Raw genomic sequence first — 16,194 nt, 5'->3', positions numbered from 1 at the left:
ACCAAGAAAGGAAGTGATCTGGTTAACACTGTAATGTAAAAAATGGGTAACAATCCGGTTTTATCATGTTGTTGTGTTGTTAATTACGGTAAAGGTGTTATAGAAACAAAATGTAACATCTCTCTGGAACACCCAAACGGACAACAACTATGAATAAATCAGGGAAATACCTCGTCTGGACAGCGCTCTCAGTATTGGGTGCGTTTGCCCTGGGCTATATTGCGTTAAATCGTGGGGAACAGATCAACGCGCTATGGATCGTGGTGGCGTCGGTCTGTGTCTATCTTATTGCGTATCGTTTTTATGGGCTCTATATCGCCAAAAAAGTGCTGGCGGTTGACCCAACGCGTATGACGCCCGCGGTACGTCATAATGATGGTCTGGATTATGTCCCGACCGATAAGAAAGTGCTGTTCGGTCACCATTTTGCGGCCATTGCTGGCGCAGGTCCGCTGGTCGGGCCGGTACTGGCGGCGCAGATGGGCTATCTGCCGGGGATGATCTGGCTGCTGGCGGGCGTCGTGCTGGCGGGAGCGGTGCAGGACTTTATGGTGCTGTTCGTCTCGACCCGGCGCGATGGGCGTTCGCTTGGCGAGCTGGTTAAAGAGGAGATGGGCGCGACGGCAGGGGTGATCGCGCTGGTGGCCTGCTTTATGATCATGGTGATCATTCTGGCCGTCCTGGCGATGATCGTGGTGAAAGCGCTGACCCATAGCCCGTGGGGAACGTACACTGTCGCGTTCACCATTCCACTGGCGATTTTTATGGGCATCTACCTGCGTTATCTGCGTCCGGGGCGCATCGGCGAGGTGTCGGTCATTGGGCTGGTATTTCTTATTTTCGCTATTATTTCCGGCGGATGGGTGGCGGCAAGCCCAACCTGGGCGCCGTACTTTGATTTTACTGGCGTGCAGCTTACCTGGATGCTGGTGGGGTATGGTTTTGTCGCGGCGGTACTGCCGGTCTGGCTGCTGCTCGCGCCGCGTGATTACCTCTCTACCTTCCTGAAAATTGGTACGATTGTCGGTCTGGCGGTCGGGATTCTGATCATGCGTCCGACGCTGACTATGCCGGCGCTGACCAAATTTGTTGATGGTACCGGACCGGTCTGGACGGGCGACCTGTTCCCGTTCCTGTTTATTACCATCGCCTGCGGCGCGGTATCCGGTTTCCATGCGCTCATCTCCTCCGGCACGACGCCGAAGATGTTGGCCAACGAAGGCCAGGCCTGCTTTATCGGCTACGGCGGGATGTTAATGGAATCTTTCGTCGCCATTATGGCGCTGGTCTCCGCCTGTATTATCGATCCGGGCGTTTACTTTGCGATGAATAGCCCGATGGCGGTACTGGCGCCAGCGGGGACAGCGGATGTCGTAGCTTCTGCCGCGCAGGTGGTCAGTAGTTGGGGGTTCGCTATCACGCCGGATACGTTACACCAGATTGCCAATGAAGTCGGCGAACAATCCATTATCTCCCGCGCAGGCGGTGCGCCAACGCTGGCGGTAGGGATGGCCTACATTTTACATGGCGCGTTGGGCGGCATGATGGATGTAGCGTTCTGGTATCACTTCGCCATTCTGTTTGAAGCGCTGTTTATTCTGACGGCGGTGGATGCGGGCACCCGTGCGGCGCGCTTTATGTTGCAGGATCTGTTGGGCGTAGTGTCGCCAGGGCTGAAACGTACCGATTCGCTGCCAGCGAACCTGCTTGCTACGGCATTGTGCGTGCTGGCGTGGGGGTATTTCCTCCATCAGGGCGTGGTCGATCCGTTGGGCGGTATTAACACCCTGTGGCCGCTGTTTGGCATCGCTAACCAGATGCTGGCGGGTATGGCGCTGATGCTTTGCGCCGTGGTACTGTTCAAAATGAAGCGTCAGCGTTATGCGTGGGTCGCGCTGGTGCCAACGGCCTGGCTGCTGATTTGTACGCTGACGGCGGGCTGGCAGAAAGCGTTTAGTCCGGATGCGAAAATCGGCTTCCTGGCCATTGCCAATAAGTTCCAGGCGATGATCGACAGCGGCAATATTCCGCCGCAGTACACCGAATCGCAACTCGCGCAGTTGGTATTCAATAACCGTCTGGATGCCGGGCTAACCATCTTCTTTATGGTGGTGGTCGTGGTGCTGGCGGTCTTCTCTATTAAGACGGCGCTGGCCGCTCTGAAGATTGATAAACCGACGGCGAATGAAACGCCGTATGAGCCGATGCCGGAAAATGTGGATGAGATCGTGACGCAGGCGAAAGGCGCGCACTAATCTTTTTACATCAATAGCCCTCTCCAGAATTAAGGAGAGGGCATTTGGATGACAGGTGACAACGATGTTCGATACGCTTTCGAAAGCCGGAAAATATCTGGGACAAGCCGCAAAAATGATGATTGGCGTGCCAGACTACGACAACTATGTGGAACATATGCGCATAACGCATCCGGATCAGACGCCGATGACCTATGAAGAATTTTTCTGCGAGCGGCAGGATGCGCGCTATGGTGGAAAAGGCGGCGCGCGTTGCTGCTGAGTGTTGCCAGGTCTGATAAGCGCAACGCCACCAGGCTATATTCTGAAAAATTCAACTTTTTCAAACGCCGCACGCAGGTTGTCTGGCGTTAACGTCACCGGTAAATAGTGGATGGATTCGACCGGGCGCAGGGTATGCGCGATGACCCTATCGATCTCTGTGGTGTTATGAATATCCACGTCCAGTTCGCTAAGCCGGGCCGGCAGATGAAATCGCCGGTACGCTGTAATCAATTGCGCCAGCACGTCATCTTGTCCCAGTAGCGCGCTTTGCACCAGAATGCCATAAGCCACTTTCGTTCCGTGCAGGAATTTTTCCGTTTGCGGCAGGACGGTCAGACCGTTGTGTACCGCATGGGCGGCGGCGACACGGGTATAGCGTTCCCCGAGGCCGCCGACCATACCGCCGCCAGCAATAATCGCATCCACCACGTCGCAAAATGCCTGGGTCAGCCGACGCTGCTGTTTATCCGCTAATGCTTGTTCGCTGCTGGTCAGCAGGAGATCGCGAATAGCGCACGCGCTGTTAATGCCCAGCCTTACGGTCAATGGCAATGTTTCAGGCTGCGGCGCAAGCACAACGGCTTCATACCATTTCGCCAGCGTATCGCCAATGCCAGCTAACAGATAGTCATCGGGCGCCTGCAGAATAATGCGCGGTTCGACCAGCACCAGAAAATTGGCATCATCAAAAATTTCGAACTGTAACGCCTGTCCCGCGTCGTTATACCAGACGGAAAGCGGTGTCCAGGCGGCGCAGGTTGCCGCGATGGTCGGGATAGCGACAAACGGCAGCGCCAGACGGCGGGCGAGCGCTTTGGCGGTATCGAGCAGCGCGCCGCCGCCGACGCCTATCACCACCTGACGATCGTCGTTGCAGGCGTGCGCCAGTTGGGCAACATGGCGTTCGCTACAATGGCCGGTAAACTGCAGATGTTTTGCGCCAGCACGTTCAAACGCTTCCGGCAGGTAAGGCCGGGCGGCGGCAATCGCGCGTTCGCCGTACACCCAAACGGCGTGGGAAAGCTGTTCCGGCGTGAAAAAGTCGGTCAGTCTTTCGAGGCTTCCTGCATGGGAAAAATAATTCGCCGGGCCGGTAACGACGCGGATCTCAGTGTGGTTCATGTTGTGTTGTCCTTAGGGTCTTCTCACCGCTGTTATTATATTTAGACATCTAAACGTCTTGATTGCCAAATACTAACACCCTGTGATAGTGTGTCAACAACCACATCACTGGCGGGTATGAAGATAATGAGAAATAACCCACTGATTCCAAAGAGCAAATTGCCCAATCTTGGCACCACGATTTTTACGCAAATGAGCGCGCTGGCGCAGAAACATCAGGCAATAAATTTATCGCAAGGCTTCCCTGATTTTGATGGTCCTTCTTATTTGCACGAGCGGTTGGCTTATCATGTCGCGCAGGGCGCGAATCAATATGCGCCGATGACGGGCGCGCAGGCGCTGCGGGAGGCCATAGCCGATAAAACGGCGGAAATATATGGTTATCGACCCGATGACGTAAGTGATATCACCGTCACGGCGGGCGCGACAGAAGCGCTGTATGCGGCGATTACCGCGCTGGTGCGGGCAGGGGATGAGGTTATCTGTTTCGATCCCAGTTACGACAGCTATGCCCCGGCCGTGGCGCTTTCCGGCGGCGTGTTAAAACGCATAGCGCTTACGCCGCCGCATTTTCGCGTCGACTGGCAGGCGTTTTCGGCGTTGCTTAGCGAGCGCACGCGGCTGGTGATCCTCAATACGCCGCATAATCCCACCGCTACCGTCTGGCGTCAGGCGGATATCGAGGCGCTGTGGCAGGCTATCGGCGAGCGGGAAATTTATGTATTAAGCGATGAAGTGTACGAGCATATTTGTTTTGCCGCCGAAGGTCATGCCAGCGTATTGGCGCACCCTCAGTTACGAGAGCGGGCGGTTGCCGTTTCATCGTTTGGTAAAACCTTTCATATGACGGGATGGAAGATTGGTTACTGCGTTGCGCCTGCGGCTATTAGCGCCGAAATCCGCAAAGTTCACCAGTACCTGACGTTTTGCGTCAATACGCCGGCGCAACTGGCGCTGGCGGATATGCTGCGCGCCGCGCCGGAACACTATCGCGCGTTACCCGATTTTTACCGGAAAAAACGCGATGTGCTGGTTAACGCGCTGGCGCAAAGCCGATTAAAAGTACTGCCCTGTGAAGGTACCTATTTTCTTTTAATCGATTACAGCGCAGTGTCGACGCTAAATGACGTTGAGTTTTGCCAGTGGCTAACCGAAGAAGTCGGTGTCGCCGCTATTCCGCTCTCTGTCTTTTGCGCCGCCCCTTTCCCGCATCAGCTTATACGTTTATGTTTCGCTAAACAGGAATCAACGCTGCTGGCCGCCGCAGAGCGCCTGTGTAAACTGTAGTTATTTAACCGTCCACGCTCTGGAGAATCGACGGTCTGCAAAAAGTTCCTGCAGTCCGTTGATCTGTTTCAGGCGCAGGACTTCATCGGCGTCCATACCTAACTCCTGTCCGATTTTGCTCTCGTCCCAGCCTAGCTGAGAAAGTTCGCGTACGATTTCGGACATGGCGTGGATCTGGTGGCGTCCGCGCGCGCGGTTATGCCGGATGGTTGCCGCCATCCGTTCGTGACGTTTTCTGTCCAGACACGCTACCGGCAGATAACCTTTCAGGCGCCTTTTCAGGACCGCTTTTCCTTTGCCCAACTCATGACGGTGAAAGCCGTCCACAATCTCATATTCCTCCGTATTGGCCTTTACCACCACAATCGGCTGAGTAAACCCATCTTTTTCAATCGATTTAAGCAGCAATTTTTTCTCCGGCGGCGCAACGTTATTCGGGTTGTAGTCATTAGGCGAAATATGATCGTTTTTCACCCACAGGACACAATCGACTGGCTCATCGCGAAAAGGACTAACGTTATGTATCGCCATTCTAAATTCATTAATGGCGGCGATCCTTTCCTCTTCAGGCAGTCCAGAGAGAAAGTGAGTTATTTCGGTTGTGAGTCGGTGTTGCATAAGATCCCCCATTCCTGGCGTTTAGCTTTCATGCGTTCGTTATAACGCTGGTAACTCTTAGGTTTTGTCGGACTGAATGACAGCGCCCGGCACCAGTAATCATTGTTCAGTAATACTTTGCAGATCCGTCGCCATGACGGAATATCCCGCGATCCGATATCGCCCTGCTGCGTCTGTGGAATGGTGTTCATGCCTTTTTTCTTATACCACTGCAAATAAACGGCGATTTTATTACGGTAATGTTCGGCAGTGACTTCAGGCATACTGTGTAGCAGGAGCAGCGCGTACTCCTCCCAGTTAAGGTGATCGGGTTTTAAAATTTTCCGGTGGCCGTAAAAATGGCTGTCCTGCCCGGCGTATATTCCTCCGCTGAGTACGCCGCTGACTCTGGCGCACATGGCCGCCCAGCGCTCAGGTTCGATAACATGATACAGCCATAACCCCTGCCGTTGTTCCGGGCCGAATGGTTCGCAAATACGCATGTAACGGACCGGTACGCCAGCCTGATACATCAAATTATACAAGGGGTTACATGATTTACCTGTTTTGGCGAACCAGGTCCAGATATCTGCGGTTTTCCAGTCATAGATGGGGTAGATATACCAGGTGTGCCCCTTGGGGGCCAACGTGGTCCAGGGCTTATCGTCGGCAAAGCGCAGCTTATGCGAGTTAGCGATAGCGACAAACCGGTTATAGGATTCGTCGGAACGAATACCGACCAGCATAGCGGCAGGGCGCTTTTCTGAAAACCAGTCGGCAAAATCGCGAACGAACTGTTCAAAAGTCATGCCGTGTTGATAAAAGGAAAAAAAGGCCGGATCGGTAATCGCATCTTCTGGCGGTTGTCGTACCCAGTCGGTTCCCGGCTGCCAACACTGCCACTCCGGCTGGTATTGTGAAAGGGAATTTTGTGTGGTTAAGGGTAATGCGACCCAATAAAAACGCTCAATAACGTCCGCGTAGTATTCACGTAACGATTCAATATAAGCGATAGTACAGGAGAATTGCGCTTCCCAGTCAATGAAAAGAACGTGGATCTTTTTATTCATTTTGCGCGCCAACGTTGCCGTCAGGTGCAGCATAAGTCCTGAATCTTTACCACCAGAAAATGAGACGCAGACCCGGGGTAAAGTTTTCAGGGTCCATGTTATACGCTCTTGAGCCGCTTCCAGAACATTTTGCTCAAGCGGAACTTTATAAACCGACATCTCTGGATAGTCTCCAATGTGTTAACTACAATATATTCGCAATAATTAACATAAAGGATAATCTGATTATATGAACTTGCAATGTCTTATTATATTCTCTAAGTAAATACATTCTACGAATGTATACACTTAATTTATATTATTACTCGTTCTCTGATCTCCTTATTAACGCTTTTTTGTGATGTGCTCAATGAGCTCAGCAAATCCGCTATTATTCAGCGAAGCTCTATTGTACATAAGATAGAATTGTATAGGAGCAATGGTAAAAGGTGTGGCGACTTTTTTAAGTTTGATAGAGGAAGAGTAATAGTCAACAAATGTTTGTGGTAAAAAACCAATAAGCTCCGTGGAGCTGATGGAGTTGGCGATAGTCATCACCGATTTGCTTCTTAAACCAATTATTCTCTCCCCCAGCACATCATCTATAAGTGAATGATACTCTTTCATACCGGTTGCCCGGGAGACGAGTTGCGTAAATGACTCTTGTAGAATTTCATCGATAGTGGCGGTGTCGCCTAGTCGGGGATGATTTTCACTGCAAACCAGGATACATTCTAGCCTATTAAAGTGAGTACAAACAATAGAACGATTATTAAGTGGGGCCATTGAAACCACAACATCTGCTTTGCGGTAGGCAAGCAGATCTTCAGGCAGTTCGTCAGTGGTCAAAATGTCGTGATGTTCAATTTCAACCTGTGGGTCTTTGCGGATATATTTAACTAATTTCATCGCATATTGGGTGATCAACAGCTGTGGGCTGTAGATAATAAATTTTTTCTTCAGACTGGACTGATTCATTATATTAATAGTTTGTTCCAGACTGTTAAGGTTATTTTCTAAATGATAATGTAAATTAATGCCTGTTACGGTAGGCGTAATTCCTTTGCCTGAGCGAATAAATAGAGGATCATTGAATTGCGTGCGCAGGCGTTGCAATGACTGACTGACGGCAGAAGGTGTAATATAGAGTGTTTCCGCTGCTTTGCTAATGCTTAAATGTTGATAAATACATTCAAATTTAACCAACAGGTTAAGATCAAATTTTTTAAGGTCGTAAAGGTTAGCCATAGTATCTTCCCGGCATTATCATGGTATCTTCCATGATTATGACTTAATCTCAATAATTTACCAGAATTATGTTTATTAAACTTAATGTAGAGTTTATTTAAACTAAAATACCACAGTTATGAATATTTTAGCGAGTAAATAATTACGGTAAAGGCGGACATAACGTACCCTGATATAATCACGCCGTTAGCCTAAAAAGGCTGTGCCGGATGACATTTTGGTCTGGCGTCGCGTTAATACCGGGAGGAGGTTGGCCCGACAAACGCAGCGCTATCGGGCGGGGTACGGTTAAGCTTCTGCCTTGCTAATTTCTGCGTTAAGGCTGCCCCATCATGGCGTCCAGTTGCGCTTTTTCCGGTAAACCAACAACCTGTTGCAAAATCTTATCTTTATTCATGTAATAAATTGCTGGCGTCGCGTTAGCGCCAAGATCGTCCATTAACTGCTGATTCTGATTAATGACTTTCATCTGCGCCGGGGGGATGGACGCAGGAACCTCCAGCTTCATCTTTCCTGCGGAGGCTTCATAGTCATGCCAGGTTTTCGCCGGGTCTTTCGCGGCTAAAATCGCTGCGGCTGTGGCCGGGCTTTCCGGTTTAATCACGCCGACCAGTAATGTGCGTAATTGTACCTTGCCGGATTCGACCCACGGACGAGCTTGTTGCCAAAACTGCTTACAATAGGGGCAGAAAGGATCGGCAAAGACATACAGCACCACCGGCGCGTCTTTTTTACCGTCGAGTATCCATGACGCTTTTTCCATTTTCTGCCACATTTCACGTCCGGCTGGCGCATAGATCTCTTTTTCTATCAGGGCGTTGCTAAGATTTTCACCTTTTTCATTATACATATAGCCGGAAATCGCGTGTTTACCGTCCGGCGTCAGATAAATCGTGACGCCCATATCCTGATACTTTCCGAGATAGCCCTTCATACCCCCCGGCGCCTCGAAGGATTTCAGGATAGTTATACCCTGTTTTTCAATGGCTTTAACCGGCGCAGGCAGTTCTTCCGCGTGGGCGAGAATGGGCAGCATAGCAAGCAGCAATGTACGTTTAATCATATTTTTTTCCTTTTAATATCAAAGCGAAAAGAGTATTAATGATGATGCCTATCGCAGACATAGGTAAGAGCTGGCGTGCCAAGATTGCCCTTTCTATGCTGGGGTGATGTAATCCTTTTCGCTGTTACAGCCTTTGTTAAGGTAATGTAGAGCGCAACACTTAGCCAGCATATACGCTATGGATTTCGAGTGGCAGGCAATACGCCTGCCATTTGCAAGACGAGTCGTACTGGCTCTGAAGTTACCTACGGGTAGTTCAGGTAATGGGGCCGCCTGTCAGGCGGCCTTTTTACTTTAGATGGCTGACAGGGCGCAGTGTTCACAATGTCGCCCGAATCGGGTTGTTAGTTAACGCTTATTGATTTGATAATGGAAACGCATTAGCCGAATCAGCAAAATTTCGTTAACTTACTCCTCAACGAAAACACGGAGGAAGTATAGATGTCCTTAATTAACACCAAAATCAAACCTTTCAAAAACCAGGCGTTCAAAAACGGTGAATTCATTGAAGTCACCGAGAAAGATACCGAAGGCCGCTGGAGCGTCTTCTTCTTCTACCCGGCCGATTTTACCTTTGTTTGCCCGACTGAACTGGGTGACGTTGCCGACCATTACGAAGAACTGCAGAAGCTGGGCGTAGACGTTTATTCCGTCTCAACCGATACTCACTTCACGCACAAAGCATGGCACAGCAGCTCTGAAACTATCGCAAAAATCAAATATGCGATGATCGGCGACCCGACTGGCGCCCTGACCCGTAACTTCGACAACATGCGTGAAGATGAAGGTCTGGCAGACCGTGCGACCTTTGTTGTTGACCCGCAGGGTATCATCCAGGCGATCGAAGTTACCGCTGAAGGTATCGGCCGTGACGCGTCTGACCTGCTGCGTAAAATTAAAGCAGCACAGTATGTTGCCGCTCACCCAGGCGAAGTATGCCCGGCGAAATGGAAAGAAGGTGAAGCGACTCTGGCTCCATCCTTAGACCTGGTCGGTAAAATCTAAATTTCCGTCGTCTTTCACGCCATAGCTGCGTTGGCGTCGCCTGCTCACCCCGGTCACTTACTTCAGTAAGCTCCCGGGGATTCTCAGGCTAGCCGCCTTACTCTGACGTGAAATACTTTGGAAATTGTTTCAGTCATGGGCGCACCCGCGCCCATTTCATTTCAGCACCATGACGCAAGTTGCATTAATGCAGTCCCGCGAAGTCGGCTTGCATGATGATGTTTTCAGAGAGGGAAGAAGAATGCTCGACACAAATATGAAAACCCAGCTCAGGGCTTACCTTGAGAAACTGACCAAACCTGTTGAGCTGATTGCCACGCTGGATGACAGCGCTAAATCGGCGGGAATCAAGGAACTGCTGGCTGAAATCGCCGAGCTGTCCGACAAAGTCACATTTAAAGAAGACAATACTCTGCCGGTGCGCAAGCCGTCTTTCCTGATTACGAATCCAGGCTCTCAGCAGGGGCCGCGCTTTGCCGGTTCTCCGCTGGGCCACGAATTTACCTCGCTGGTTTTGGCGCTGCTGTGGACCGGCGGTCATCCGTCAAAAGAAGCGCAGTCGCTGCTGGAGCAGATTCGCGATATTGACGGTGATTTTGAATTCGAAACTTATTATTCACTCTCCTGTCATAACTGCCCGGACGTAGTGCAGGCGCTGAACCTGATGGCGGTGCTGAACCCGCGTATTAAACATACGGCAATTGATGGCGGCACCTTCCAGAACGAAATCACCGAACGTAACGTGATGGGCGTTCCGGCGGTGTTTGTCAACGGTAAAGAGTTCGGCCAGGGACGTATGACTCTGACCGAGATTGTCGCTAAAGTGGATACTGGCGCAGAAAAACGCGCGGCGGAAGCGCTGAACAAACGCGATGCGTATGACGTGCTGATTGTCGGCTCCGGCCCGGCGGGCGCGGCGGCGGCGGTCTACTCGGCGCGCAAAGGCATCCGTACCGGTCTGATGGGCGAGCGCTTCGGCGGTCAGGTGCTGGATACCGTGGATATCGAAAACTATATCTCGGTGCCGAAAACCGAAGGCCAGAAACTGGCGGGCGCGCTGAAAGCGCATGTCAGCGATTACGACGTTGACGTTATCGACAGCCAGAGCGCAAGTAAACTGGTTCCGGCAGCGACAGAAGGCGGCCTGCATCAGATTGAAACGGCGTCCGGCGCAGTCTTGAAAGCGCGCAGTATCATCATCGCCACCGGCGCGAAATGGCGCAATATGAATGTGCCGGGCGAGGATCAGTATCGCACCAAAGGCGTCACCTATTGTCCGCACTGCGACGGTCCGTTATTTAAAGGCAAGCGTGTGGCGGTCATCGGCGGCGGCAACTCCGGCGTCGAAGCGGCTATCGATCTGGCAGGTATTGTAGAACACGTTACGTTGCTGGAGTTCGCGCCGGAGATGAAGGCTGATCAGGTGCTACAGGACAAAGTGCGTAGCCTGAAAAATGTCGATATCATTTTGAATGCGCAAACGACAGAAGTGAAGGGCGACGGTTCGAAAGTGGTGGGACTGGAGTATCGTGACCGTGTCAGCGGCGATATTCATAGCGTCGCGCTGGCAGGAATTTTTGTGCAGATTGGTCTGTTGCCGAATACCCACTGGCTGGAAGGCGCGCTTGAGCGTAACCGCATGGGCGAAATCATTATTGACGCCAAATGTGAAACCAGCGTTAAGGGCGTCTTCGCCGCAGGCGATTGTACCACCGTTCCTTACAAACAGATTATCATCGCCACCGGCGAAGGGGCGAAAGCCTCGTTGAGCGCCTTTGATTATCTGATTCGTACCAAAATCGCATAAAAAGAAGTAAGCACACCTGCAAGGTCAGTTAACTGGCCATCGTAAATGGCCCGATAGTGTAAGCTATTCGGGCCTGCGGCGTTTATGCCTGGGGAACGCCGCCGGCTAAAACACCTTCTTCATTATCAATACTCTGAAACCGTCTGTTAATAACAGACGGTTTTTTATTTCAACGGTCTTCTGTTTTTAAACTTTGAAACAATAAAAAAGCCTTCTACGGATTTAACTGGAATTTTTCTGTTTTTTTATCAAAGAAAGATTAAGCGCTTCCGCTAACATGCCCATTCTTTTTTCTTGATTTATATTGCATTTGTATGTGAGGTTATTTATTCATGGATTCAATCTATGAATCACTGACGGAATTAGAAAAAACAGGGCTTACATTGCGTGATTTTTTTAATTCTCATGATAGTCATTCACTGAAATCTGCCTACGTGAGATTAAATCCCTCTGCTGCGGTAAACCTTACCGACCGGGCGTGGCTGGAAGCGGAGTATGACTTTAATGCGCTATTCGTCGGCCCTGGCAAGCTGCTGGCTGCGCCTTTCGCTTCAGTGTATCTGGAAGACGATGCGCTGGTGATGGGAAAGGCGACGCTGGAGATACGGGATTTTATGGCAGCGTTGGGATTATCGGTTAATCAGGAAAGCAATATCCCTGACGATCATATTTCCTGCGTGCTGGAATTGACCACACTATTACTGGCTAATACCCGGCAAACGTCACCATACCGCTCTACTCTCACTCAATATATCAATAACTATTTAACAAAGTGGGTGCCATTATATATCGAAAAAATAAAAACTCATGCACAAACGACCACGTTATATACGGTAGCGGACATCTTATTTTATTGGCTTGATGAATTAAAACGAGAGTATCAATATGAGTAATGAGACGGGACATCTGAACAGACGTTCTTTTTTAAAGGGGATAGTGGCACTGGGCGCCGTTGCGGCTTTACCCGGAGGATTACTGACCTCCCGATGCGCGCTTGCGCAGCCGCCTGTTCCCTTTAACCCTAAAACGTACAAAATTTATCGTAACGCGTGTCCGCGTAACTGCTATGACACCTGTAGCCTCAAGACGTGGGTAAAGGACGGGGTCATTACTTTCGTGGAAGGCGCGCCGGAATCAACATTTACTCACGGTACCCCTTGCGTCAAAGGGTTAAGCTATCCGCGCCGGGTTTATAGCCCCGATCGTATTAAATATCCCATGGCGCAGGACGTTCGCGGTAGCGGCAACTGGCGTCGCATCTCATGGGAAGAGGCGATGCAGCGCATTGCCGCCAAAATGCTGGAGATTAAGAAAAAAGACGGTTCTATGCTCGGTCTGGCGCTGACCAAATATTCCGGTAAGTTTGGCGTGCTGAACTATGCCGTTGAAGGGATGATGTCCTCGCTTGGCTATACCACCCGTTTTGCCGGTACGCCGTGCTGGCCTGCCGGTATCGACGCGCAAAACTACGACATGGGCGACATGTGGTGTAACGACCCGGAAGATATGGTGAAAGCGAAATACATCATTATCTGGGGCGCCAACCCAGCCTGGTGCTCAATGCACAGCATGAAGTACATCTATCAGGCGCGCGAGAAAGGGGCGAAGGTTGTGGTTATCGACCCGCTGCTGTCGCAGACTGCCGCCAAAGCCGATCTCTACCTGCGCGTACGGCCTGGCTCAGACGGTGCGCTGGCGCTGGGGATGGCGCGCCATCTGGTGGATAAGGGGCTGGTGGATCAGGATTTTGTCAACAACGACGCTCATGGCTATCCGGAATTTGAAGCCTATCTGCGTAACCATGTGACCGTGGAGTGGGCGGCAGAAATCTGCGGCCTGTCTGCGGATGTCATTCGCCAGCTGGCGGAAGAGTTTACGGCGGTTAAGCCGGCCACGGTCTGGATTGGTTACGGGATGCAGCGTCATGTCAACGGCGGCGCCAACGTTCGCGCTATCGATGCCTTTGTCGCTATGTCCGGCAACATCGGTGTCGAAGGCGGCGGTGCGCGTTATGGTCATCTGCATACCTGGGGTTTTAACTATAACGCCATGCTGCAGAAGCCGTCGGAGGGCGCTATTGGCATACCGGGAGCGGCGGGCACCACCAGTGAATTCGGGGCTGCCGCTGGCAGCGACGCCGTGCAGTACTCCGATCGCTCTCTGAATATTAACCAGACGGCGCAGGGGATTCTGGAGGCCAACGATCCGCCGGTTCGTATGCTGTGGGTCGCCTGTAAAAACCCGTTTGCCCAGGATTTCGATCGCAGCAAGATGAAAAAAGCGTTTGAAAAGCTGGAAATGGTGGTCTGCGCCGATCAGTTCTTCAACGAAACGGTGCAACACGCTGATATCGTGCTGCCCGTTACCACCGCGTTTGAGGAGTGGAACGTGGATGCTTCTTACTGGCACTACTGGCTTTCCATTAATCAGCCGGCGATTAAGCCGATGTATGAAGCAAAATGCGACCTTGAAATCGCTACCATGCTGTCGCGCACCATTAATAAGATGGCGCCGGGTTCCTGTACCTTCCCGCAAGAGTTCGATCACAAGCGTTGGCTGGATCAGGAGTTCAACGACGGTATGGCGAAAATGTTCGGCATCTCTTCCTGGGACGATCTGCTGGACGGGCCGAAAAAAGCGATTCTGCCAAGTTCAGCCGCCTGGTACGACCGCAAGTTCAAAACGCCGTCAGGCAAGTATGAATTTAAATCTGAACTGGCGGAGAAAAACGGCCACACCGCGCTGCCGGAATACAAACCGGAAGCCGAGAGCAAACTGCCTTTCCATCTGTTTACGCCGCACGTGCAGTTTGGCCTGCACTCGCAGTTTATCAACCTGGACTGGATGCAGGTGTTCTACCCGGAACCGTTCGTTTATATCCATCCTTCTTCCGCGAAGAAAAAGGGCATCAGCGAGAACGATCTGGTCAAAGTTTTCAATGGCACCGGTGAAGTTGAGCTGCGGGCAAAAGTCACCACCAACGTACCGGAAGATTTTCTGGTGATGTATGAAGCGTGGTTCCCGAAACGGCAGTACAACGTGCAAAACGTCGTGGCCGATACGCCTGCTGATATGGGGCTGATGAAAACTGGCGCGCCGGGCGCCGCTATCCACAGTCAGTTTGCTGACGTTGTATTGATCGGTAAAGGGGAATCCGTAGCATGAGACGTGCGTTTTTAGTGAATAGCGATAAGTGCATCGGCTGCCGCGGCTGTGCTATGGCGTGTAAAAGCTTTAACCAACTGGAGCCGGATCGCTTCTGGCGCTACGTTTATCCGTTGGATAAAGACATCTATCCACATGAAGAGCGGGCGTTTTACTCGCTGGCCTGTAACCACTGCGAACATCCGGCCTGCGTCGCCGCCTGTCCGGTCGAAGCCTATACCAAACGTGAAGATGGCGTGGTGGTGCATAACCCTGAGCGCTGCATCGGCTGTAAAAACTGTATTCGCAACTGTCCTTATGGCGCGCCGCGTTTTAATGAAGAGACGCGTAAAGCGGAAAAATGCAGTATGTGCTACGAGCGTCTTGATATCGGTATGAATCCGGCGTGCGTAAACGCCTGTCCGGTGGGCGCCTTGTCGATTATCGATTTGGATGCCGATCCTGTGCCCGATAATGCGGTGCAGTATCCGCCAGGGTTCCCGCATATGCCACAGCTTAATCCAGGAACGCGCTTTATTCTGGCGCGCCAGCCTAAGCAGCCGGAGGACAAGTAATGGAAAAATATGAACTGCCGCTGGTGTTTTTTACGGTATTAAGCCAGATGTCTGTCGGGATGGCTTTGGTACTGACATGGCGTACGCTGCGTGGTGAAGTGGAAGGCCAGCGTTTCTATTGGTTGGCCACCGGGCTGGTGCTGGCACTGGCGTCTATTGCCGCGATTCTGCATCTGGCGCATCCCGATCGCGCTTATGATGCGCTAATTAACCTGCGACATGCCTGGTTAAGTCGGGAAATCCTTGGCGCCACGTTGTTTGGCGCAGCGGTCGGCGTAACGTTCCTGGCAAAGGGACATAAAGCGATGGCTCTTATCGCCTCCGTGTTCGGCGTGTTACTGGTGGCGGTGCAGGGAATGACCTACGCCGCGCCAGCGATGGTGGCTATCGCTAATGGATTTACCATGCTGTTATTTTTTATTACGGTATGGGTCATGGGTTGCGCGGCGATTCCGCTGTTAAAACTCAGGCCTGCCGTTCCTGCGTTACGCCAGGGAATTGTGGTGTGTATCGCGGTACTTATCGCGGCGCCGCTGGTGTGGTTAAGCGGGGGAACGGTCATGCAGATGACGGCGCGTTCATGGCTGGCTTCACCGTTTTATCTGGCAAGCCTGGTCTGCCTTGCGCTCGCTTTTGTCGCCAGCCGTCACGGTGATTCGCGCCCGAAACTCCTGTTCGTCTTGTTATTCGTCGGCGTATTTCTGAGTCGGCTGGTCTTTTTTGGCGACACGGTGAGTACTATTGTGAATATCGGGCATTTGTACTAACGATGATGCAG

Annotated in this window: 14 protein-coding genes; 9 read left to right on the top strand and 5 right to left on the bottom strand. The window is 51.6% G+C overall.

Going from position 1 to position 16,194, the window contains the following annotated elements; translation table 11 throughout:
- Positions 1-149: 149 nt before the first annotated feature.
- Positions 150-2,255: a pyruvate/proton symporter CstA gene (gene cstA / locus HU143_RS16085; protein ID WP_001043108.1), complete on the top strand. Its 2,106-nt coding sequence runs from the start codon at positions 150-152 to the stop codon at positions 2,253-2,255.
- A gap of 64 nt (positions 2,256-2,319) precedes the next feature.
- Positions 2,320-2,517: a YbdD/YjiX family protein gene (locus HU143_RS16080; RefSeq protein ID WP_023227382.1), complete on the top strand. Its 198-nt coding sequence runs from the start codon at positions 2,320-2,322 to the stop codon at positions 2,515-2,517.
- 35 nt (positions 2,518-2,552) lie between these two features.
- On the opposite strand, the gene HU143_RS16075 is transcribed toward HU143_RS16080, so the two are convergent.
- The gene (locus HU143_RS16075; protein WP_023227383.1) at positions 2,553-3,641 is read right to left on the bottom strand and encodes an oxidoreductase; all 1,089 of its coding nucleotides are present in this window, start codon (positions 3,639-3,641) and stop codon (positions 2,553-2,555) included.
- Positions 3,642-3,767: 126 nt separating this feature from the next.
- On the opposite strand from HU143_RS16075, the gene HU143_RS16070 reads away from it, so the two are divergent.
- Entirely contained in the window at positions 3,768-4,928 is a 1,161-nt protein-coding gene (locus HU143_RS16070) for a pyridoxal phosphate-dependent aminotransferase (RefSeq protein WP_001245604.1), read from the top strand.
- Here the strand turns inward: HU143_RS16070 and HU143_RS16065 are convergent, their stop codons facing one another.
- The 4 genes from HU143_RS16065 to dsbG all read right to left on the bottom strand — a co-directional run bounded on the left by HU143_RS16065 (position 4,929) and on the right by dsbG (position 8,885).
- The gene (locus HU143_RS16065; RefSeq protein ID WP_031622542.1) at positions 4,929-5,546 is read right to left on the bottom strand and encodes an IbrB-like domain-containing protein; all 618 of its coding nucleotides are present in this window, start codon (positions 5,544-5,546) and stop codon (positions 4,929-4,931) included.
- The gene (locus HU143_RS16060; protein ID WP_023227385.1) at positions 5,519-6,754 is read right to left on the bottom strand and encodes a phosphoadenosine phosphosulfate reductase; all 1,236 of its coding nucleotides are present in this window, start codon (positions 6,752-6,754) and stop codon (positions 5,519-5,521) included. The genes HU143_RS16065 and HU143_RS16060 overlap by 28 nt, the downstream gene beginning before the upstream one ends.
- Before the next feature lie 165 nt (positions 6,755-6,919).
- The gene (gene citR / locus HU143_RS16055) at positions 6,920-7,822 is read right to left on the bottom strand and encodes a DNA-binding transcriptional repressor CitR (protein WP_051129316.1); all 903 of its coding nucleotides are present in this window, start codon (positions 7,820-7,822) and stop codon (positions 6,920-6,922) included.
- A 316-nt stretch (positions 7,823-8,138) separates the two neighbouring features.
- Positions 8,139-8,885, bottom strand: coding sequence for a thiol:disulfide interchange protein DsbG (gene dsbG, locus HU143_RS16050; RefSeq protein WP_000597122.1), 747 nt, complete (start codon positions 8,883-8,885; stop codon positions 8,139-8,141).
- Between the two features lie 441 nt (positions 8,886-9,326).
- On the opposite strand from dsbG, the gene ahpC reads away from it, so the two are divergent.
- The 6 genes from ahpC to HU143_RS16020 all read left to right on the top strand — a co-directional run bounded on the left by ahpC (position 9,327) and on the right by HU143_RS16020 (position 16,183).
- Positions 9,327-9,890, top strand: a complete 564-nt coding sequence (gene ahpC / locus HU143_RS16045) for an alkyl hydroperoxide reductase subunit C (RefSeq protein WP_000052802.1) — start codon at positions 9,327-9,329, stop codon at positions 9,888-9,890.
- A gap of 241 nt (positions 9,891-10,131) precedes the next feature.
- A complete protein-coding gene (gene ahpF / locus HU143_RS16040; RefSeq protein WP_023227386.1) occupies positions 10,132-11,697 on the top strand; it encodes an alkyl hydroperoxide reductase subunit F in 1,566 nt (521 codons plus the stop codon).
- A 332-nt stretch (positions 11,698-12,029) separates the two neighbouring features.
- Entirely contained in the window at positions 12,030-12,590 is a 561-nt protein-coding gene (locus HU143_RS16035; protein ID WP_023227387.1) for a TorD/DmsD family molecular chaperone, read from the top strand.
- Entirely contained in the window at positions 12,583-14,862 is a 2,280-nt protein-coding gene (locus HU143_RS16030; RefSeq protein WP_023227388.1) for a molybdopterin-dependent oxidoreductase, read from the top strand. Before HU143_RS16035 ends, HU143_RS16030 begins: the two co-directional genes overlap by 8 nt.
- On the top strand, positions 14,859-15,416 hold the full coding sequence (locus HU143_RS16025; protein ID WP_001250381.1) for a 4Fe-4S dicluster domain-containing protein: 558 nt from the start codon (positions 14,859-14,861) through the stop codon (positions 15,414-15,416). The genes HU143_RS16030 and HU143_RS16025 overlap by 4 nt, the downstream gene beginning before the upstream one ends.
- A complete protein-coding gene (locus tag HU143_RS16020; RefSeq protein ID WP_000417096.1) occupies positions 15,416-16,183 on the top strand; it encodes a dimethyl sulfoxide reductase anchor subunit family protein in 768 nt (255 codons plus the stop codon). Before HU143_RS16025 ends, HU143_RS16020 begins: the two co-directional genes overlap by 1 nt.
- Positions 16,184-16,194 lie beyond the last annotated feature (11 nt).

Origin of the sequence: Salmonella sp. SJTUF14076 (assembly GCF_015534835.1) — a bacterium.
Taxonomy (GTDB): domain Bacteria; phylum Pseudomonadota; class Gammaproteobacteria; order Enterobacterales; family Enterobacteriaceae; genus Salmonella; species Salmonella enterica.
The sequence above is the reverse complement of the archived record's forward strand: the minus strand, read 5'-3'. Positions and strand labels throughout refer to the sequence as shown.

Coding starts and splice junctions, on each gene's coding strand:
- ahpF (WP_023227386.1), top strand. CDS start 10,132: ATGCTCGACACAAATATGAAAACCCAGCTCAGGGCTTACCTTGAGAAA.
- ahpC (WP_000052802.1), top strand. CDS start 9,327: ATGTCCTTAATTAACACCAAAATCAAACCTTTCAAAAACCAGGCGTTC.
- HU143_RS16065 (WP_031622542.1), bottom strand. CDS start 5,546: ATGCAACACCGACTCACAACCGAAATAACTCACTTTCTCTCTGGACTG.
- HU143_RS16020 (WP_000417096.1), top strand. CDS start 15,416: ATGGAAAAATATGAACTGCCGCTGGTGTTTTTTACGGTATTAAGCCAG.
- HU143_RS16025 (WP_001250381.1), top strand. CDS start 14,859: ATGAGACGTGCGTTTTTAGTGAATAGCGATAAGTGCATCGGCTGCCGC.
- HU143_RS16060 (WP_023227385.1), bottom strand. CDS start 6,754: ATGTCGGTTTATAAAGTTCCGCTTGAGCAAAATGTTCTGGAAGCGGCT.
- HU143_RS16070 (WP_001245604.1), top strand. CDS start 3,768: ATGAGAAATAACCCACTGATTCCAAAGAGCAAATTGCCCAATCTTGGC.
- HU143_RS16080 (WP_023227382.1), top strand. CDS start 2,320: ATGTTCGATACGCTTTCGAAAGCCGGAAAATATCTGGGACAAGCCGCA.
- cstA (WP_001043108.1), top strand. CDS start 150: ATGAATAAATCAGGGAAATACCTCGTCTGGACAGCGCTCTCAGTATTG.
- citR (WP_051129316.1), bottom strand. CDS start 7,822: ATGGCTAACCTTTACGACCTTAAAAAATTTGATCTTAACCTGTTGGTT.
- dsbG (WP_000597122.1), bottom strand. CDS start 8,885: ATGATTAAACGTACATTGCTGCTTGCTATGCTGCCCATTCTCGCCCAC.
- HU143_RS16030 (WP_023227388.1), top strand. CDS start 12,583: ATGAGTAATGAGACGGGACATCTGAACAGACGTTCTTTTTTAAAGGGG.
- HU143_RS16075 (WP_023227383.1), bottom strand. CDS start 3,641: ATGAACCACACTGAGATCCGCGTCGTTACCGGCCCGGCGAATTATTTT.
- HU143_RS16035 (WP_023227387.1), top strand. CDS start 12,030: ATGGATTCAATCTATGAATCACTGACGGAATTAGAAAAAACAGGGCTT.